The sequence below is a fragment of the Bradyrhizobium sp. LjRoot220 genome (assembly GCF_964252915.1).
Taxonomy (GTDB): domain Bacteria; phylum Pseudomonadota; class Alphaproteobacteria; order Rhizobiales; family Xanthobacteraceae; genus Bradyrhizobium.
The window spans coordinates 757124-771427 of record NZ_CAXUPS020000002.1; the positions used below are offsets into that span (position 1 = coordinate 757124).

Annotated in this window: 15 protein-coding genes; 10 read left to right on the top strand and 5 right to left on the bottom strand. The window is 64.1% G+C overall.

From position 1 onward, the window contains the following. Positions 1-45: 45 nt before the first annotated feature. The 4 genes from ACSQ84_RS12205 to ACSQ84_RS12220 all read left to right on the top strand — a co-directional run bounded on the left by ACSQ84_RS12205 (position 46) and on the right by ACSQ84_RS12220 (position 3941). The gene (locus ACSQ84_RS12205) at positions 46-423 is read left to right on the top strand and encodes a winged helix-turn-helix transcriptional regulator (protein ID WP_436211892.1); all 378 of its coding nucleotides are present in this window, start codon (positions 46-48) and stop codon (positions 421-423) included. A 73-nt stretch (positions 424-496) separates the two neighbouring features. Beyond that, the gene (locus ACSQ84_RS12210; RefSeq protein WP_436211893.1) at positions 497-1894 is read left to right on the top strand and encodes a DegQ family serine endoprotease; all 1398 of its coding nucleotides are present in this window, start codon (positions 497-499) and stop codon (positions 1892-1894) included. Beyond that, positions 1891-3234 carry a replication-associated recombination protein A gene (locus tag ACSQ84_RS12215; protein WP_436211894.1) on the top strand — a complete coding sequence of 448 codons (1344 nt, stop codon included), beginning with the start codon at positions 1891-1893 and terminating at the stop codon, positions 3232-3234. The genes ACSQ84_RS12210 and ACSQ84_RS12215 overlap by 4 nt, the downstream gene beginning before the upstream one ends. Positions 3235-3305: 71 nt before the next feature. Then, positions 3306-3941: a tetratricopeptide repeat protein gene (locus tag ACSQ84_RS12220; RefSeq protein ID WP_436211895.1), complete on the top strand. Its 636-nt coding sequence runs from the start codon at positions 3306-3308 to the stop codon at positions 3939-3941. 6 nt (positions 3942-3947) lie between these two features. Here ACSQ84_RS12220 and ACSQ84_RS12225 read toward each other — a convergent pair whose 3' ends face one another. After that, positions 3948-4901 (bottom strand): alpha/beta hydrolase, encoded by a 954-nt coding sequence (locus tag ACSQ84_RS12225; protein ID WP_436211896.1) that lies wholly within the window; start codon positions 4899-4901, stop codon positions 3948-3950. A 161-nt stretch (positions 4902-5062) separates the two neighbouring features. Here ACSQ84_RS12225 and ACSQ84_RS12230 point away from each other — a divergent pair, with 161 nt between their 5' ends. After that, entirely contained in the window at positions 5063-6265 is a 1203-nt protein-coding gene (locus ACSQ84_RS12230) for an RluA family pseudouridine synthase (RefSeq protein WP_436211897.1), read from the top strand. Positions 6266-6402: 137 nt separating this feature from the next. Further along, positions 6403-7620: an amidohydrolase family protein gene (locus ACSQ84_RS12235; RefSeq protein ID WP_436211898.1), complete on the top strand. Its 1218-nt coding sequence runs from the start codon at positions 6403-6405 to the stop codon at positions 7618-7620. 6 nt (positions 7621-7626) lie between these two features. On the opposite strand, the gene ACSQ84_RS12240 is transcribed toward ACSQ84_RS12235, so the two are convergent. Continuing rightward, positions 7627-8073, bottom strand: a complete 447-nt coding sequence (locus tag ACSQ84_RS12240; RefSeq protein ID WP_436211899.1) for a hypothetical protein — start codon at positions 8071-8073, stop codon at positions 7627-7629. Positions 8074-8215: 142 nt separating this feature from the next. Between ACSQ84_RS12240 and ACSQ84_RS12245 the strand changes: the two genes are divergently transcribed. From ACSQ84_RS12245 to blaOXA, 4 genes are all read left to right on the top strand, one after another. Beyond that, entirely contained in the window at positions 8216-8992 is a 777-nt protein-coding gene (locus tag ACSQ84_RS12245; protein ID WP_436211900.1) for an ATP12 family chaperone protein, read from the top strand. Positions 8993-9059: 67 nt separating this feature from the next. Beyond that, positions 9060-10667: a flagellar hook-length control protein FliK gene (fliK, locus tag ACSQ84_RS12250; protein WP_436211901.1), complete on the top strand. Its 1608-nt coding sequence runs from the start codon at positions 9060-9062 to the stop codon at positions 10665-10667. Beyond that, entirely contained in the window at positions 10664-10930 is a 267-nt protein-coding gene (locus tag ACSQ84_RS12255) for an EscU/YscU/HrcU family type III secretion system export apparatus switch protein (RefSeq protein ID WP_436211902.1), read from the top strand. The genes fliK and ACSQ84_RS12255 overlap by 4 nt, the downstream gene beginning before the upstream one ends. A 259-nt stretch (positions 10931-11189) precedes the next feature. Further along, positions 11190-12008: a class D beta-lactamase gene (gene blaOXA, locus ACSQ84_RS12260; RefSeq protein ID WP_436211903.1), complete on the top strand. Its 819-nt coding sequence runs from the start codon at positions 11190-11192 to the stop codon at positions 12006-12008. A 67-nt stretch (positions 12009-12075) separates the two neighbouring features. On the opposite strand, the gene ACSQ84_RS12265 is transcribed toward blaOXA, so the two are convergent. From ACSQ84_RS12265 to ACSQ84_RS12275, 3 genes are all read right to left on the bottom strand, one after another. Beyond that, complete coding sequence (locus ACSQ84_RS12265; RefSeq protein WP_436211904.1) at positions 12076-12564, bottom strand: hypothetical protein; 489 nt, start codon at positions 12562-12564, stop codon at positions 12076-12078. A gap of 254 nt (positions 12565-12818) precedes the next feature. After that, positions 12819-13820, bottom strand: coding sequence for a dienelactone hydrolase family protein (locus ACSQ84_RS12270; protein ID WP_436211905.1), 1002 nt, complete (start codon positions 13818-13820; stop codon positions 12819-12821). A 69-nt stretch (positions 13821-13889) separates the two neighbouring features. After that, positions 13890-14246, bottom strand: coding sequence for a DUF4260 domain-containing protein (locus ACSQ84_RS12275; protein WP_436212276.1), 357 nt, complete (start codon positions 14244-14246; stop codon positions 13890-13892). Between the last annotated feature and the right edge of the window lie 58 nt (positions 14247-14304).

Below are 14304 nucleotides of genomic sequence, written 5' to 3' on the forward strand. Positions count from 1 at the left end.
AATCGGGGAGCTAGTCCCTGTTTGGATACTATTGGAAAATAACGCATGAAAAGGCGGAATTTTGCCCATCGGCCCGGCTGCGCGGTCGAGGCGACCCTCGATCTGATCGACGGCAAGTGGAAGGGCGTGATCCTGTTCCACCTCCAAGCCGGCACCCAGCGATTTGGGGAGTTGCGGCGGCGGATGCCCGGCATTACCCAGCGCATGCTGACCAAGCAGCTGCGCGCGCTGGAGGATGACAAACTGGTGATCCGCAAGGTCTATGCCGAAGTGCCGCCGCGGGTCGAATATACCCTCTCGGAGATCGGCGAGAGCCTGCGTCCCGTGATCGATACGCTGAAGGCCTGGGGGGAGAGCCATCGGGACCAGCTGTCCTGTGGACCTGCGCCCGAAACCATCGAAGCGCCCGATCGCGCGGCGTAGTTCAGTACTGCTTTGTCTTCTCTCGTTGCCGCTGCGCATCTATATCTGAGGCCACAATTTCCGGGATTTTCGCATGACGTTGATTCGTTACGTTACCCTGCTGCTGGTTTCCGCCGTCGTTGCCACACCGGCGCTGGCGCAGGAGCGCCGCGTGCCGTCGTCGGCGGCGGAACTTCGGCTATCGTTTGCGCCGATCGTGCAGCGGGTGCAGCCGGCGGTGGTCAACGTCTATGCCGCCAAGACCGTGCAGAACCGCAACCCGCTGCTGGACGATCCGATCTTCCGCCGCTTCTTCGGCGTGCCCGGCCAGCAGCCGGAGCAGATGCAGCGTTCGCTGGGTTCGGGCGTGATGGTCGATGCCTCCGGTCTCGTCGTCACCAACAACCACGTCATCGAAGGCGCCGATCAGGTCAAGATATCGCTGGCGGACAAGCGCGAATTCGAGGCCGAGATCGTGCTCAAGGACAGTCGCACCGATCTGGCGGTGCTGCGCATCAAGGACTCCAGGGAGAAATTCGCGACGCTCGACTTTGCCAATTCCGACGAAGTGCTGGTCGGCGACGTCGTGCTCGCGATCGGCAATCCCTTTGGTGTCGGCCAGACCGTGACGCAAGGCATCATCTCGGCGCTGGCGCGCACCCAAGTCGGCATCACCGACTATCAGTTCTTCATCCAGACCGATGCCGCGATCAACCCCGGCAATTCCGGTGGCGCGCTGGTCGACATGACCGGCAAGCTTGCGGGCATCAACACCGCGATCTTCTCGCGCTCCGGTGGTTCGCAGGGCATCGGCTTTGCCATACCTGCCAACATGGTGCGCGTGGTCGTTGCCTCCGCCAAGAGCGGCGGCAAGGCGGTGAAGCGCCCGTATCTCGGCGCCAGGTTGCAGGCGGTGACGCCGGAGATCGCGGAGACGCTGGGGCTCAAGTTGCCGACCGGCGCGTTGGTCGCCAATGTCGCGCCGAACGGTCCGGCAGCGCGTGCCGGCCTCAAACTGTCCGACCTGATCGTGGGCATCGATGGACAGGTGATCGACGATCCCAACGCGTTCGACTACCGCTTCGCCACCCGTCCGTTGGGTGGTTCAGCCCAGATCGACGTGCAGCGTGCCGGCAAGACCGTGAAGCTGGCGGTGCCACTGGAAACCGCTCCCGATACCAATCGCGATGAGATCGTGCTGACCGCGCCCGGCTCGCCGTTCCAGGGCGCGAAGGTCGCTAACATCTCTCCGGCGGTGGCCGACGAACTGCGTCTCGACGCTTCGGCCGAGGGCGTCGTCGTGATCGATCTTGCCGACGGCGGAGCCGCCGCCAGCGTCGGCTTCCAGAAGGGGGACATCATTCAGGCAGTCAACAACCAGAAGATCGCCAAGACCAGCGATCTCGACAAGGCCTCAAAAAGTCAGTCGCGGATCTGGCGCATCAGGGTGGTGCGCGGCGGCCAGCAGATCAACGTGACGCTCGGCGGATGAGCCCGAAACAACCGCGCGAGGCAACCAACCTCTTTGCCGCGGCAGGGATGGAGCAGGACGCGCCGCGGCCGCTGCCGGACCGGCTGCGTCCGCAGTCGCTAGGCGATGTCGTCGGCCAGGATCACATCCTCGGTCCCGATGGCGCGCTGACACGGATGCTGGAAACGCGCACGCTGGGCTCGCTGGTGTTCTGGGGGCCGCCCGGCACCGGCAAGACCACGGTGGCGCGGCTGCTCGCGGACGCCACCGAGCTGCATTTCGAGCAGATCTCCGCGGTGTTCTCCGGCGTTGCCGACCTGAAGAAAGTGTTCGACGCGGCGCGTGCCCGCCGCGAGACCGGCAAGGGCACGTTGCTGTTCGTCGACGAGGTGCATCGCTTCAACCGCGCGCAGCAGGATTCGTTTCTGCCCGTGATGGAAGACGGCACCGTGGTGCTGGTCGGCGCCACCACGGAAAATCCGTCGTTCGAACTCAACGCGGCGCTACTGTCGCGGGCCCGCGTGCTGGTGTTTCATTCGCTCGACGCGGCCGCGGTCGAGAAGCTCTATGCTCATGCCGAAAAGATCGAAGGCAAAAAGCTGCCGCTCGATGCCGAGGCTCGCGCCGTGCTGGTGCGGATGGCCGATGGCGACGGCCGCGCCGCGCTGACGCTGGCCGAGGAGGTCTGGCGCGCCGCGCGCAAGGACGAAACCTTCAACGCCGCGCAGTTGCAGGAGATCCTGCAGCGCCGCGCGCCGATCTACGACAAGTCGGCCGACGGCCATTACAACCTGATCTCGGCGCTGCATAAGGCGGTGCGTGGCTCCGATCCGGATGCGGCGCTGTATTATCTCGCGCGAATGATGGACGCCGGTGAAGACCCGCTGTTCCTGGCGCGGCGGGTGGTGCGCATGGCGGTCGAGGACATTGGCCTTGCCGATCCGCAGGCGCTGGTGATCTGCAACGCCGCCAAGGACGCCTATGATTTTCTCGGCCATCCCGAGGGCGAACTGGCGATCGCGCAGGCCGTGATCTATCTCGCCACCGCACCGAAATCGAACGCCGCCTACAAGGCCTTTGGCGCCGCGATGCGGGCGGCAAAGGAGGGCGGTTCGCTGCTGCCGCCAAAGCACATCCTCAACTCGCCGACCAAGCTGATGAAGTCGGAAGGCTACGGCTCCGGGTACGCATACGACCACGACGCGCCCGATGCGTTCTCGGGCCAGGACTATTTCCCGGAAGCACTGGGTCGCCAGACATTTTACGATCCGCCGGACCGCGGCTTCGAGCGCGAAATCCGCAAGCGGCTGGATTATTGGGCGAAGCTGCGACGCGAGCGCGGTGGGGGAAGTGCTGAATGATTGGTCGAAAGTGCCGTGGCTTCTTCTCTTTCGCATTCGCGCTTCTTGCAATGGGATTTGCGCATTGCGCGTTGGCGGACACCGTGGAAGTTGCACCGGGTGTGCAGGTGACGAAGCGTACGTATGCTGCGCCGACCAAAGAACAGCCGTTCTTCGGCTTCGCCGACAAGACCGACGCGCAACGGGAAGAGGACGACAAGTTTGTAAAGGCGCTGGTGCAGGCGGCCGGCACGCGGGAGAAGGCCCTGGACGAAGTTGTCAAGCGTGGTTGGCGGGCGCTTGGATCGGGCAAATACCCCGAAGCCGCACTGAGATTCAATCAGGCGTTTCTCGTGGCCCCCGAACAGAGCGTCGTCTATCACGGCCTGGCGGCGATCGCCCAAATACGCTTCAAGGATATCGACTTCGCCGAAGAGCTGTTCCGGATCGCGCAGAAGCAGCCCAACCCGCTGAAGATGCTGAATGCAGACTACGGCCGCGTGCTTCTGGTCGCGAAGCGGCCGAAGGAGGCGCAGCCGGTGCTGGAACAGGCGGTCAAGGACACGCCGGACTTTGGCGACGCCTGGATCAATCTCGCCCACGCCCGCCTGCAGAATGGCGACCGCGACGCCGCCTGCGCGGCGGCAGACGTGGCGATGAAGCAGCGTCCATCCAGCAATGCGGCCGTCGATCTCAACAAGTTGAGAAATGACGCGCAGTGCAAATGAGTGGCGCTACTTTCCCGTCTTCACAAATTCCAGAATCTCGTCGGTCAGCCGCGTATCCGCGGTGTTGATCGCGTAGACCTCGGACATGTGGTTGTGCTGGGGCAGCATGAAAGTGCGCGCGCAGCCGCTGGCGCGCTTGCAGGTGGCCTGTTTCACCAGTTCGTATTGCTCGATGAAGCGGGGCGGGTCGAGCTCGGCGGCCGTCATCATCAGCGGGATTTTTGTCTCCAGCAGGCCTCGCAGCGAAGATCGTTCGGCATAGCGCGAGGGATCCGAGCCGAAATAGATGATCTCGGCGTCGCCGACCGGCGAGGCCGTCAGGTCGTAAAGGCCCGATAGCATGATCGCGCCGGCGAGGCCGCCGCCTTTCACCTTGTGAAGCTCGGGATGCGACACGTAGTTGGCAACGTGCACAGCGCCGGCGGATTGTCCCATCAGGAAGATGCGCGCCGGGTCGCCGCCGCGCTCGCGGATTTTCTCGGTGACCCATTGCACGACCGAGGCAAGGTCTTCGGCGCTGGCCGGATAAACGAATTGCGGCGCCAGCCGGTAGGTGGCGTTGACGCCGACAAAACCGTTCTTCACCGCCCACAGCATGATGTTGTCGTAAAACGGACTGCCGGGATTGCGCTTGTTGCCGGCAACAAAACCGCCGCCATGAATATAGATCAGCACCGGCCGCGCCGATGAATTCGTCGCCGGCATGAAGACGTCGAGCAGATGGCGCTCGGCCGGGCCGTATTTGACGTCGCGCCCGGCGTTGACGCCCTCGTAGGGCTCCTTTTGCTGCATCGGTGCGTAAAGCGCGGCGGTCTTGGGCGGATCGATGGTGCGTCCCAGTTCCAGAAGCTTCCACGCCAGATCCTCGGACATCGGAGGCTGCTGCGCGGGGGCTGCGCCCGCCCACATCGCAGCAATCACGGCCAATAACGCATTCATGGCCCATGTCGTCGGTTTCATCCCGTACTCCCATTTCCCTTGTTATACGTCCGAGTCAGCATGGCCGATCTCGACACCAATTACACCAAATCGGCCGAATACCCGCGGAACAGCCTGATTTAACCGTGACGATTCGCTGCATTTGGGCTACCTAACGGCCTCATCCGGAGCCGCTAGCCATCATGAGCCGTCGCGTCAAAAAACCTCTCCGCCCGGCGGGCGACCGCCCGAAAGGCGCGCGCCCCTATCGAGGCTCGAAAGCCGAGCGGCCGGCGCAGCGCCCGGGCGGCAAGCCGCCGGCGCGCTTTGCGGCGTCAGCGCCCCGCGCGCCCAAACCGGCGCCTTACATTCCCGAGCCTGAGAAGATCGTCGCCGAGCCGCCACCGTTGCCGACCACGGTCCAGACCGTGGTCGTGACCGCGGACGAGAACAACATGCGCGTCGATCGTTTTCTCGAGGCGCGTTTCCCGGGCCTGTCGTTTTCCCATATCCAGCGCATCGTTCGCAAAGGCGAGCTGCGCGTCAACGGCAAGCGCGCCGACAGCAAGGACCGGATCGAGGAGGGGCAGAGCATCCGGATTCCGCCGCTCAAGCTCGATACGCCGAAGGTGGGAGGCGGGACTCTCTCCGAAGCCGCAACCAAGACGCTGCGGGCACTCAAGGACATGATCCTGTACGAGGACGCCGACGTCATGGTGCTGAACAAGCCCGCAGGCCTGGCGGTGCAGGGCGGCTCCGGCATCACGCGCAACGTCGACGATATGCTGGAAGTGATGCGCGACGCCAAGGGGCAGAAGCCGCGGCTGGTGCACCGGCTGGACCGGGAAACCTCGGGCTGTCTCTTGATTGCGAAAACGCGCTTTGCCGCCACCGCGCTGACCGGCTCGTTCCGCCACCGTTCCGCGCGAAAGATTTACTGGGCGATGGTCGCAGGTGTGCCGAAGCCGAAGCAGGGCCGCATCTCGACCTATCTGGCCAAGGAAGAGAGCGAAGACGACACCATCATGCGGATCGCCAAGCATGGCGATGAAGGCGCAAGCCACGCCGTGACTTACTATGCGGTGGTCGAGACCTCGGCGCAGAAGCTAGCCTGGGTATCGTTGAAGCCGGTGACGGGGCGAACCCATCAGCTGCGCGCGCATATGGCGCATATCGGTCACGCCATCGTCGGCGATCCCAAATACTTCAACAAGGAAAACTGGGACCTGCCAGGCGGCATCCAGAACCGCCTGCATCTCCTGGCGCGCCGGATCGTGATCCCGCATCCGCGCGGCGGCGTGATCGACGCAAGCGCGCCGCTGCCGCCGCATATGCTGCAGTCCTGGAACCTGCTCGGGCTCGAGCACGACCGGTTCGATCCGATCGAGAACGCGCCGGAGGAGTAGCGCGCTCGATCCCTCAATGCGCCACCCATCAATTTTCCGGGAGCGGAACAGCGGTCAAATCGAGGGCGTGTTAATCAGTTATCGCCCGGTCCGGTTTGTTTGGCACCAGGCTGCCATCGTGAACAGGGGATCGGCCTATGACCGGCACTTGGCTCCGCGCTGCGTTTTTCTGTTTTCTTCTGGGGCAGGCCGCCTGCTTCGGCGCGCCAGCCACGGCGGAAACACTCGCGCTGGTGGGTGGCAGGGTCCACGCATCGCCCGACGCTGCGCCGCTCGTTGATGCAGTGGTTGTCGCGACTGACGGTGTCATCACCGCGATCGGTGGCCGCAGCGAACTGCAAATCCCGCAAGGCGCGCGCGTCGTTGATTGCGCCGGCAAGACCATTGTTGCCGGCTTCTGGAACAGCCACGTTCATTTCACGCAGGCGATGTGGGCCAAAGCAGCCAGCGCGCCGGCCGTGTCGTTGACGGAATCGATGCAGAACATGCTGACGCGGTGGGGATTCACTACGGTCTGGAATCTTGGATCTGATCCGACTGACTCCTTGCCGCTCCGCCGTCGTGTCAATTCGGGCGAAATTCCGGGGCCGAACATTCTTCTCGCCGGCAACTTCTACCCCAAAGGGGGGCATCCCGTGTATCTGCCAGCCGACGTGGAGCTTCCGCAAATCGGCACGCCAGACGAAGCCGATAAATCCGCGCGCGAAGCGCTCGGAATGGGCATGGACGGTATCAAGCTGTTCGTCGGCGCGTTCATGGGGGAGAAGCCCGTAGTCAATATGGATGCGGCGACGGCAAAGGCAGCAGTCGATGTGGCGCACGCCCAGGGCAAGCCGGTGTTTGCGCACCCACAAAACAGAACGGGTGTGGAAGTGGTGATCGCAGCTGGAGTCGACGTGCTCGCCCACACCGTACCCCGGGAGCCCGGCTTTACGTCCGAGCAACTCGCGCGCTTCAAATTGCAAGGGGTTGCGCTGATTCCGACGCTCTCGCTCTGGAGCACCGCACCCGGCGGCCTTGCTGCCCGGTTGGTCGATTCCGGCGTTAGCCAGCTCAAAGCTTTTTCGGAGAACGGCGGCGTCGTCCTGTTTGGGACCGATGTCGGCTTTACCAATGTCTATGACACATCGCTCGAATACGAACTGATGCACCGTGCGCTGTCGGAACGGCAGGTGCTTGCCTCGCTGACGACCAATCCGGCAGCTTTTTTCAAGGCTGCGAGGAAGGGTAAGGTAGAAACGGGGTTTGACGCCGATCTCGTCGTCCTCGACGGCGATCCCATGGCCGACGTCGGCAATCTTGCGAAAGTCGCCTACACCATTCGTGCGGGGCAGGTGATCTATCGCAAGCCGTGAACGCTCTCAGCGCTTGAACTGCGCGAGAAACAGCCGCAGGGAATCGTGCGCGCTTTCGATGTCCGAGATCACCCAGCCGTCGGGGCCTTTGACGGCGATGAAGTTCAGCGAAACGGCTTTGCCGTTATTGTCGAAGGTGGCGGTGACATAGGTCTTGTCGAATTCCGTGCGCAGGATCTTGGTCGTGACCGGACCGATTTTCCAGGTCGGGCCCTGCACCAGGAAATCGTAAGGCGCCGCGCGTGGGGCAATCCATGCGCTTCGCAAATTCCGGTCGAAAAACTGCTCCGCGATCTCGGCGCTGCGCGGCAAACCCTTCGAGAGGTCCGAGGAACCCTTGCCGTAATAGGCGTAGACATTGCGGACCAGCGATTCCGGCGTGCGGAACCCGGCTTGCGCGGGCGAGGCGGCGAGGCCGGCCACGAGTATCAGGATCGCAACGAGGAATTTCACGGCTCTCGGGCCCTTTTCCGGTTTCACCAGACCTATTTTGACGGCAAACGAGGCCGAGCGAAAGCCTTGCGTACAGCTCCGATTGGCGCGTTTTCTCACCTCAACCGGTGTCTATTTCACCCAAAAGCGCTATAACGCGCGCATGCGTGAATTATTCGATGAAGTTGCCGGACAGTCGCCTTACGACCCGGAAGAAGCGGTGCGACGCGCGACCCGCGTGCCGCGGCGCAAGCGGTTTTACACCAGTGCCGGCATCGCCGAGGCCGATGGCGGTTTTGCCGTCACGCTCGACGGCCGGCCGATCCGCACGCCCTCCGGCCGCCATGTCGTCGCCCCCAATCGCGAGATCGCCGACGCGATCGCGGCGGAATGGAATGCGCAGGTCGAGACCATCAATCCCCTGACCATGCCGCTGACGCGCTTTGCCAACAGCGTCGGCGAAGCGGTGGTCGATCGTGTCGACGTAGTTGCCGACGACGTCGCGAAATATCTCGGCACCGATTTATTGTTCTATCGCGCCGGCCATCCCGAGGCGCTGGTCGCCAGGGAAGCCGCGCATTGGGACCCGGTGGTGTTCTGGGCGGCAGAAGAACTCGGCGCCCATTTCATGTTGGCCGAGGGGATCGTGCATGTCGCCCAGCCGGAGCCCGCGATCAAGGCGGCGCGCGCGGTGTTTCCCGATGACCCCTGGTCGATCGCGGCGCTGCATGTGGTGACGACGCTGACCGGCTCGGCGCTGCTGGCGCTGGCGCTGTATCATGGCGTGCACAACGCCGACGAGGTCTGGGCCGCCGCGCACGTCGATGAGGACTGGAACATCGAGAAATGGGGCATCGACGAGGAAGTCGCGGCCCGGAGGGCAGCCCGGTTGGTCGATTTCACCGCCGCGGTGACCATTTTGAAAGCCATGAAGCCCTGAATCGGTTGGTCGGTTAACGAGAGGTTTACGACGCCGGGGTAGCCTCGTGCTCTGGCCGAGACCTGATATGGCGATCCCGATCAACAATACCGTGCTTCCGGTGCTGGCCGCGAAAGCGGCAGGCGGCGTTGCGCCCGAACTCCTGCTGGCGCCGGGCAGCGTGGTCAATGCGCAGGTCCTGAAGGTTCTCGACGCCAATCTGGTGCGGATCGCGATCGCAGCACTCTCGATCGACGTGCTCTCGGAAGTCCCGCTGCAGGCGGGCCAGACGCTGCAGCTGGCGGTGTCGCAGACCAAGGACGGCATCCGCCTTGCGATGGTCGGGCAGGGCGGCGACGCGAATGGTACATCCGGCGATGCTGTTACCCTGTCGCCCGAAGCGCTGGTCGGCGCCGCGGCCAACCGCCCGACGATTGTCGCGTCCAAGAATGCTTTGACGAACGTGCTGACGCCCCCCGAACGTGCGGCGGTGTCGGTTGCGGCGCAGAGTGCGGCGACCGAGCAGGACAGCCTCGCGCCTTTGTTCGCCAATCTCGGTGCTGCGGCGGCCTCCGGCAGCCTGCCGCCGAAATTGCAGCAGGCGATCGCGCAGGTGCTGGCGCAGCAGACCAGCCTCGACCAGAACCTCGATGGCGGCGACATCAAGAACGCGTTCCAGAAATCCGGGATTTTCCTCGAGGCGTCGCTGGCCGCGGGCTCGGTGCCGTCGTCTGGCGTGCCCGATCTCAAGGCCGCGCTGATCGTGCTGCGCCAGACGCTGCAATCGGCGCTCGGCGCGGATGGAACGACGGCGGCGAAGCCGATGCCGATGCCGACGCAGGCGGGGTTATCGAATCTCGCGCCTGGCCTCGTGCCGCCTGCGGCCGGCGAACCCGACGTCCAGGAAATCCTGCTGCCGCAGGCGCGGCTACCGGTCGCTCCGGACACCGTTCAATCGCGCGGCGGCCTGCACGGTGCGCTCGCGCAAGCCCTCAATTCCGGACCGAGCGCCGGCGCGACCATGAACCTGTTGCAGGAAGCGCTGCAGGAGCTCGGCAATCCCGCGCGCGCCGCCGGCATGGCGAAAGGTGCTCCCGGCGACGACATCACCGTTCACACCAATACGCCGCCGCCGCCGTTTCGCGGCGCGTCGCCGACGGCGCAGCCCGTGGCTTCGCCCTCGCTCGCGCCGGACGCGCCGCTCGCCACCACAGCGCATCATCTGCTCGACGACACGGATGCCGCGATTGCACGGCAAACCCTGCTGCAGGTCGCCTCGCTGCCGGACCGCATCGACGGGCCGGGGCCAAAGATCGACCTGACCACGCCGCGCTGGAATTTCGAGATTCCGTTCGTGACGCCGCAGGGCACCGCGATGGCGCAGTTCGAGATTGCCCGCGACGGCAGCGCCAGCGAGGCCGAAGCCGCCAGGCAGGTGTGGCGCGCGCGGTTTTCGCTCGATGTCGAGCCGACCGGACCGATCCATGCGCTGGTGTCGCTGATCGGCGAAAAGACCTCGGTACGGATGTGGGCGGAGCGGCCCGCCACCGCCGCGCAGCTGCGCGCCGGCGCTGCGGAATTGAGCCAGGCGCTCGCCAAAGCCGAACTGCAGCCCGGCGAGATCGTGATCCGCGACGGCGCGCCGCCGCAGGCCGCCCCCGCCAAGGCCGGGCACTTCCTGGATCGCGCGCTATGAACGTCGAAGCGAGAGGCCAACTCGCGGTCGCGCTGCACTACGACAAGAAGGGGGCGCCGCGCGTCGTCGCCAAGGGCAAGGGCACGATCGGCGCCAGGATCATCGAACTCGCCAAAGCCCACGACATCCCGATCGAGCAAAACGAAGTGCTAGCGGGCGCGCTGTCCCATGTCGAGATCGGCGACGAAATTCCGGAAGAGCTCTACAAGGCGGTCGCGGAAGTGCTGATTTTCGTGCTTCAGCTGTCGGGGCGGATCAGGTAGCTACAGTTCGGGCCTCGTGATTCGCCCGGCGATGCGTAGCATCGTCCGGAGACGCGCTACGCGCTCCTCACCATGAGGGTCTAGCACCAGACCTCATTCCCGCGTGAGCGTAAGCTCATCGCTGGAGGAGCGGCGCAGCCGCGTCTCGAAGGATGGCGGCATCGGAAAAATCCGCTATCTGGCATTTCCATTGTCATCGTTTTACCACGATGCCAACCGCATCCTCCGCCGCTCTCCTCAATCGTTTCGGAAATCCCCCGTGATCAATCGACGCCATACGCTCGGACTTCTTGCCGCCGCGAGCATTAACCCTTCGCGCAGCTTCGCCAATGTCTCCTATCAACGCAGCGAGTTTCGCGATGATCTCGCAAAGCGGTTCTTCAATGTCGGAACGGTCGGCACCTTCATCGGCTACAAGGTCGATGATTACCTGATGATCGCCAGCGACAAGGTCCGCTCCGGCGAAGCGAAGCTGCCGGCTTCCACCTTCAAGATTCCGAATTCGCTGATCGCGCTGGAAACCGGCGTGGTCGAGGATCCGGACAAGGATATCTTCAAGTGGGACGGGGTGACCCGCAGCATAGAGCCGTGGAACAAGGACCACACGCTGCGCTCGGCGATCGCGGTCTCGGCGGTACCGGTCTATCAGGAGATCGCCCGGCGCATCGGCGCCGAGCGGATGCAGAAATATCTCGACCTGTTCGACTATGGCAACCGCGATATCGGCGGCGGCATCGATCAGTTCTGGCTGACGGGAAACCTGCGCATCGATCCGATCCAGCAGATCGATTTCGTCGACCGGCTGCGGCGCGGCGTATTGCCGGTGTCCAAGCGCAGCCAGGAGCTGGTGCGCGACATCCTGACGGTGACGAAGGTTGGCGACGCCACGATCCGCGCCAAGAGCGGCCTGCTGGGCGCCGAGCAGGGCAAGCCGTCGCTGGGCTGGATGGTCGGCTGGGCCGAGAAAGGCAACATGCAGACCGTGTTCGCGATGAACATGGACTGCAAGGAGCCTGCCCAGATCGCCGCGCGCATGACGGTGACGCAGCAATGTCTTACCGATATTGTCGCGATCTGACGCACGTGACGCCGGAATGGCGCGCTCGAGCTGACGGCTGCGCTCGGTCAACCAGGATTATCGCCGGCTAGCGCCGGTTGAGCGCGAGCGAAACGTCGGTGATGTTGGTTCCTTGCGGGCGGATCGACACGGTCTGTTGGCCGCCGCGCGTCGTCAGCGACAGATTGGCGGAGAAGCTCTCACCCCGCGCCGCAACGTCGATGCGGTCGCCGGCAGCGCGTCCGGAAAGGGTCCCGGAGGCGTTGCGGCTGGCTTCGCTCCACGACCCCGATATCGCGCCGCCCCGGTATTGAACGTCGCTCGCCAGATCGAAATTATAGCTTTCGCTAGCGCATCGGAGACTGAGGCGGAGTTCGGCCCCGCTTCCGGTGACGTCGTAGGAGGCCCGGCACCGCAGTCGCTCCTGTGCTCCGTCGCTCGTACTCAGCACGCCGCCGCCGGACCATGAACCGGCCATACCGGCAAAGGGTGAAGCTGGCGCGGCCTGGCTGCTGCCGGGAAGATACAGAGATGCCAGCAGCAGTAACCCGGCCGGTGCGATTTTGGATCTCGACATGTTTTGCCTCCATTTCGGTTCCGTGTTGGGAAGCTAACGCGGGAGGCGCCGCGTGGGTCCAATTGGTTCGGCTGGTTGCGCCGTTGCGCCGGACCAGAGTTCCTGCGTCCACGACCATGCACAACCAGCACCGGCCGGGGCGGGGCGCTGTTGCATTTGAAATAGCGCGCCGGGAGAAGTGGCGGCAGCACCGCTTGCTCTCCTTTACTTCTCGCCTTGCCGGAGAGCTGCGAGGGAGTCCCCGGCGACCAGCGCTAGCCCAGCTTGAACAGTGCCGCTAAGAAATCACTCACCGCCTTGCGCGCTTCCGCGGCGGTCACGGGGTTGCCGCCGACATGCGGGTTGAGTTCGATGCAGGCATCCTTGTAGCTGAACGGCGCTTTCGTATCGGCGTTGACAAGCACGCCGCCTTCGCCCTCGCTGAGCTTGCAATTGCGCGCGGTCTGCGAATTGGTGGAGACCGCAATCGTGCTGAGGCCGAGCAGGCCGGAATCGAAGCCGTGCTGGGAGTCCGGGTATTCGGTCAGCACCACGTCGCGTTTGGCCTCCAGCAGCCGCGCCAGATAGGCCTTGCAGCTCGCGACCGGATTATAATCGTCGGGCGTGCCGTGATAGATCCGGATCGGGCGCGCCGCGATTTCGGTGTCGGTGGCGTAGCTTGTCGAGCAGTCCGGATAGAACGAGACGTAGCCGGCGAACTGCGCGCCGGACTTGTTCCACTGCTTGTGAAAACGATCGAGGCTGGCGTAGAGCGCGGCCTGTCCACCGCGCGAGAATCCCATCAGCGCGATCCGTTCAGGATCGACACGCGGATGCCTGGCGAGAATCTCCAGCGAGCGATAGATGTCGACGATGAAATTGAGCCGGCCGAGCAGGCCCTGGTTCGGGCCGACGGCGGTGAGGCCGCGGCCGGAGAAGCCGTCGATCACGAAGGTCGAAATCCCCATGCTGTTGAACTGGCGTACCCACGGATCCATGCCGGCGCCAACGCCGCTCGAGCCGTGCATCAGCACCACGACGGGTAATTTGCCGGTGCCTTGCGCGATGCGGAATGCACCGCCAACGGTGACCTGTTTGCCGTTGGTGTCGCCGGTCAGGAATTGCTGGTCCGAAATCGTCAGCGACGGGATCGCGTAGATTTCGGTGCGCGCAGCGATTTCCTTCGGGATCGATTGCGCGTTGCTCTCGAGGCAAGCCAGCAGTGTCCCGGTGCAGAAGATCGCGGCCGTGACGGCGAAGCGCCAGTCTGTCAGCATCGGTGTGCCCCCCAGTGTTTTTCGTTGTGGGGCAACTAGACCAAGCAGTGCTTTGCCTGTCAAACCGGTTTAGGTGGTGGCCGATTTCTTCCCGATCCGGCCGAGATGGGTAAAACCAAATCCGGTGGAATATTTCAGCCCGTAGCCGAGCGCGCGGTCGAAGCCGATATGGGCGAGCCAGATCATCGCGATCGACAGCACCAGGGGCTCGGCGGTGGCAAATCCCACCGTCATCAGCGCCATCGGCACCATGTAGGTGTGGGCGGCGTTGTAGATCATCGCCCCGAAGCGCGGCCCAAACAAGTAGGCGGCGAAGCTGAGGTCGGGCGCCAGAATCAGCGCGGCGTAGACCCACCACGATCCTTCCCAGACCCAGTAGAGCAGCGTCATCCCCAAAAACAGCGCCAGGCCTTCCAGCCGCAGCATCGTTCGCAGGCCCCCGGTAACGGCCCCGGCAGGCTCGGCGGTAGCGGTATCCGTCAAT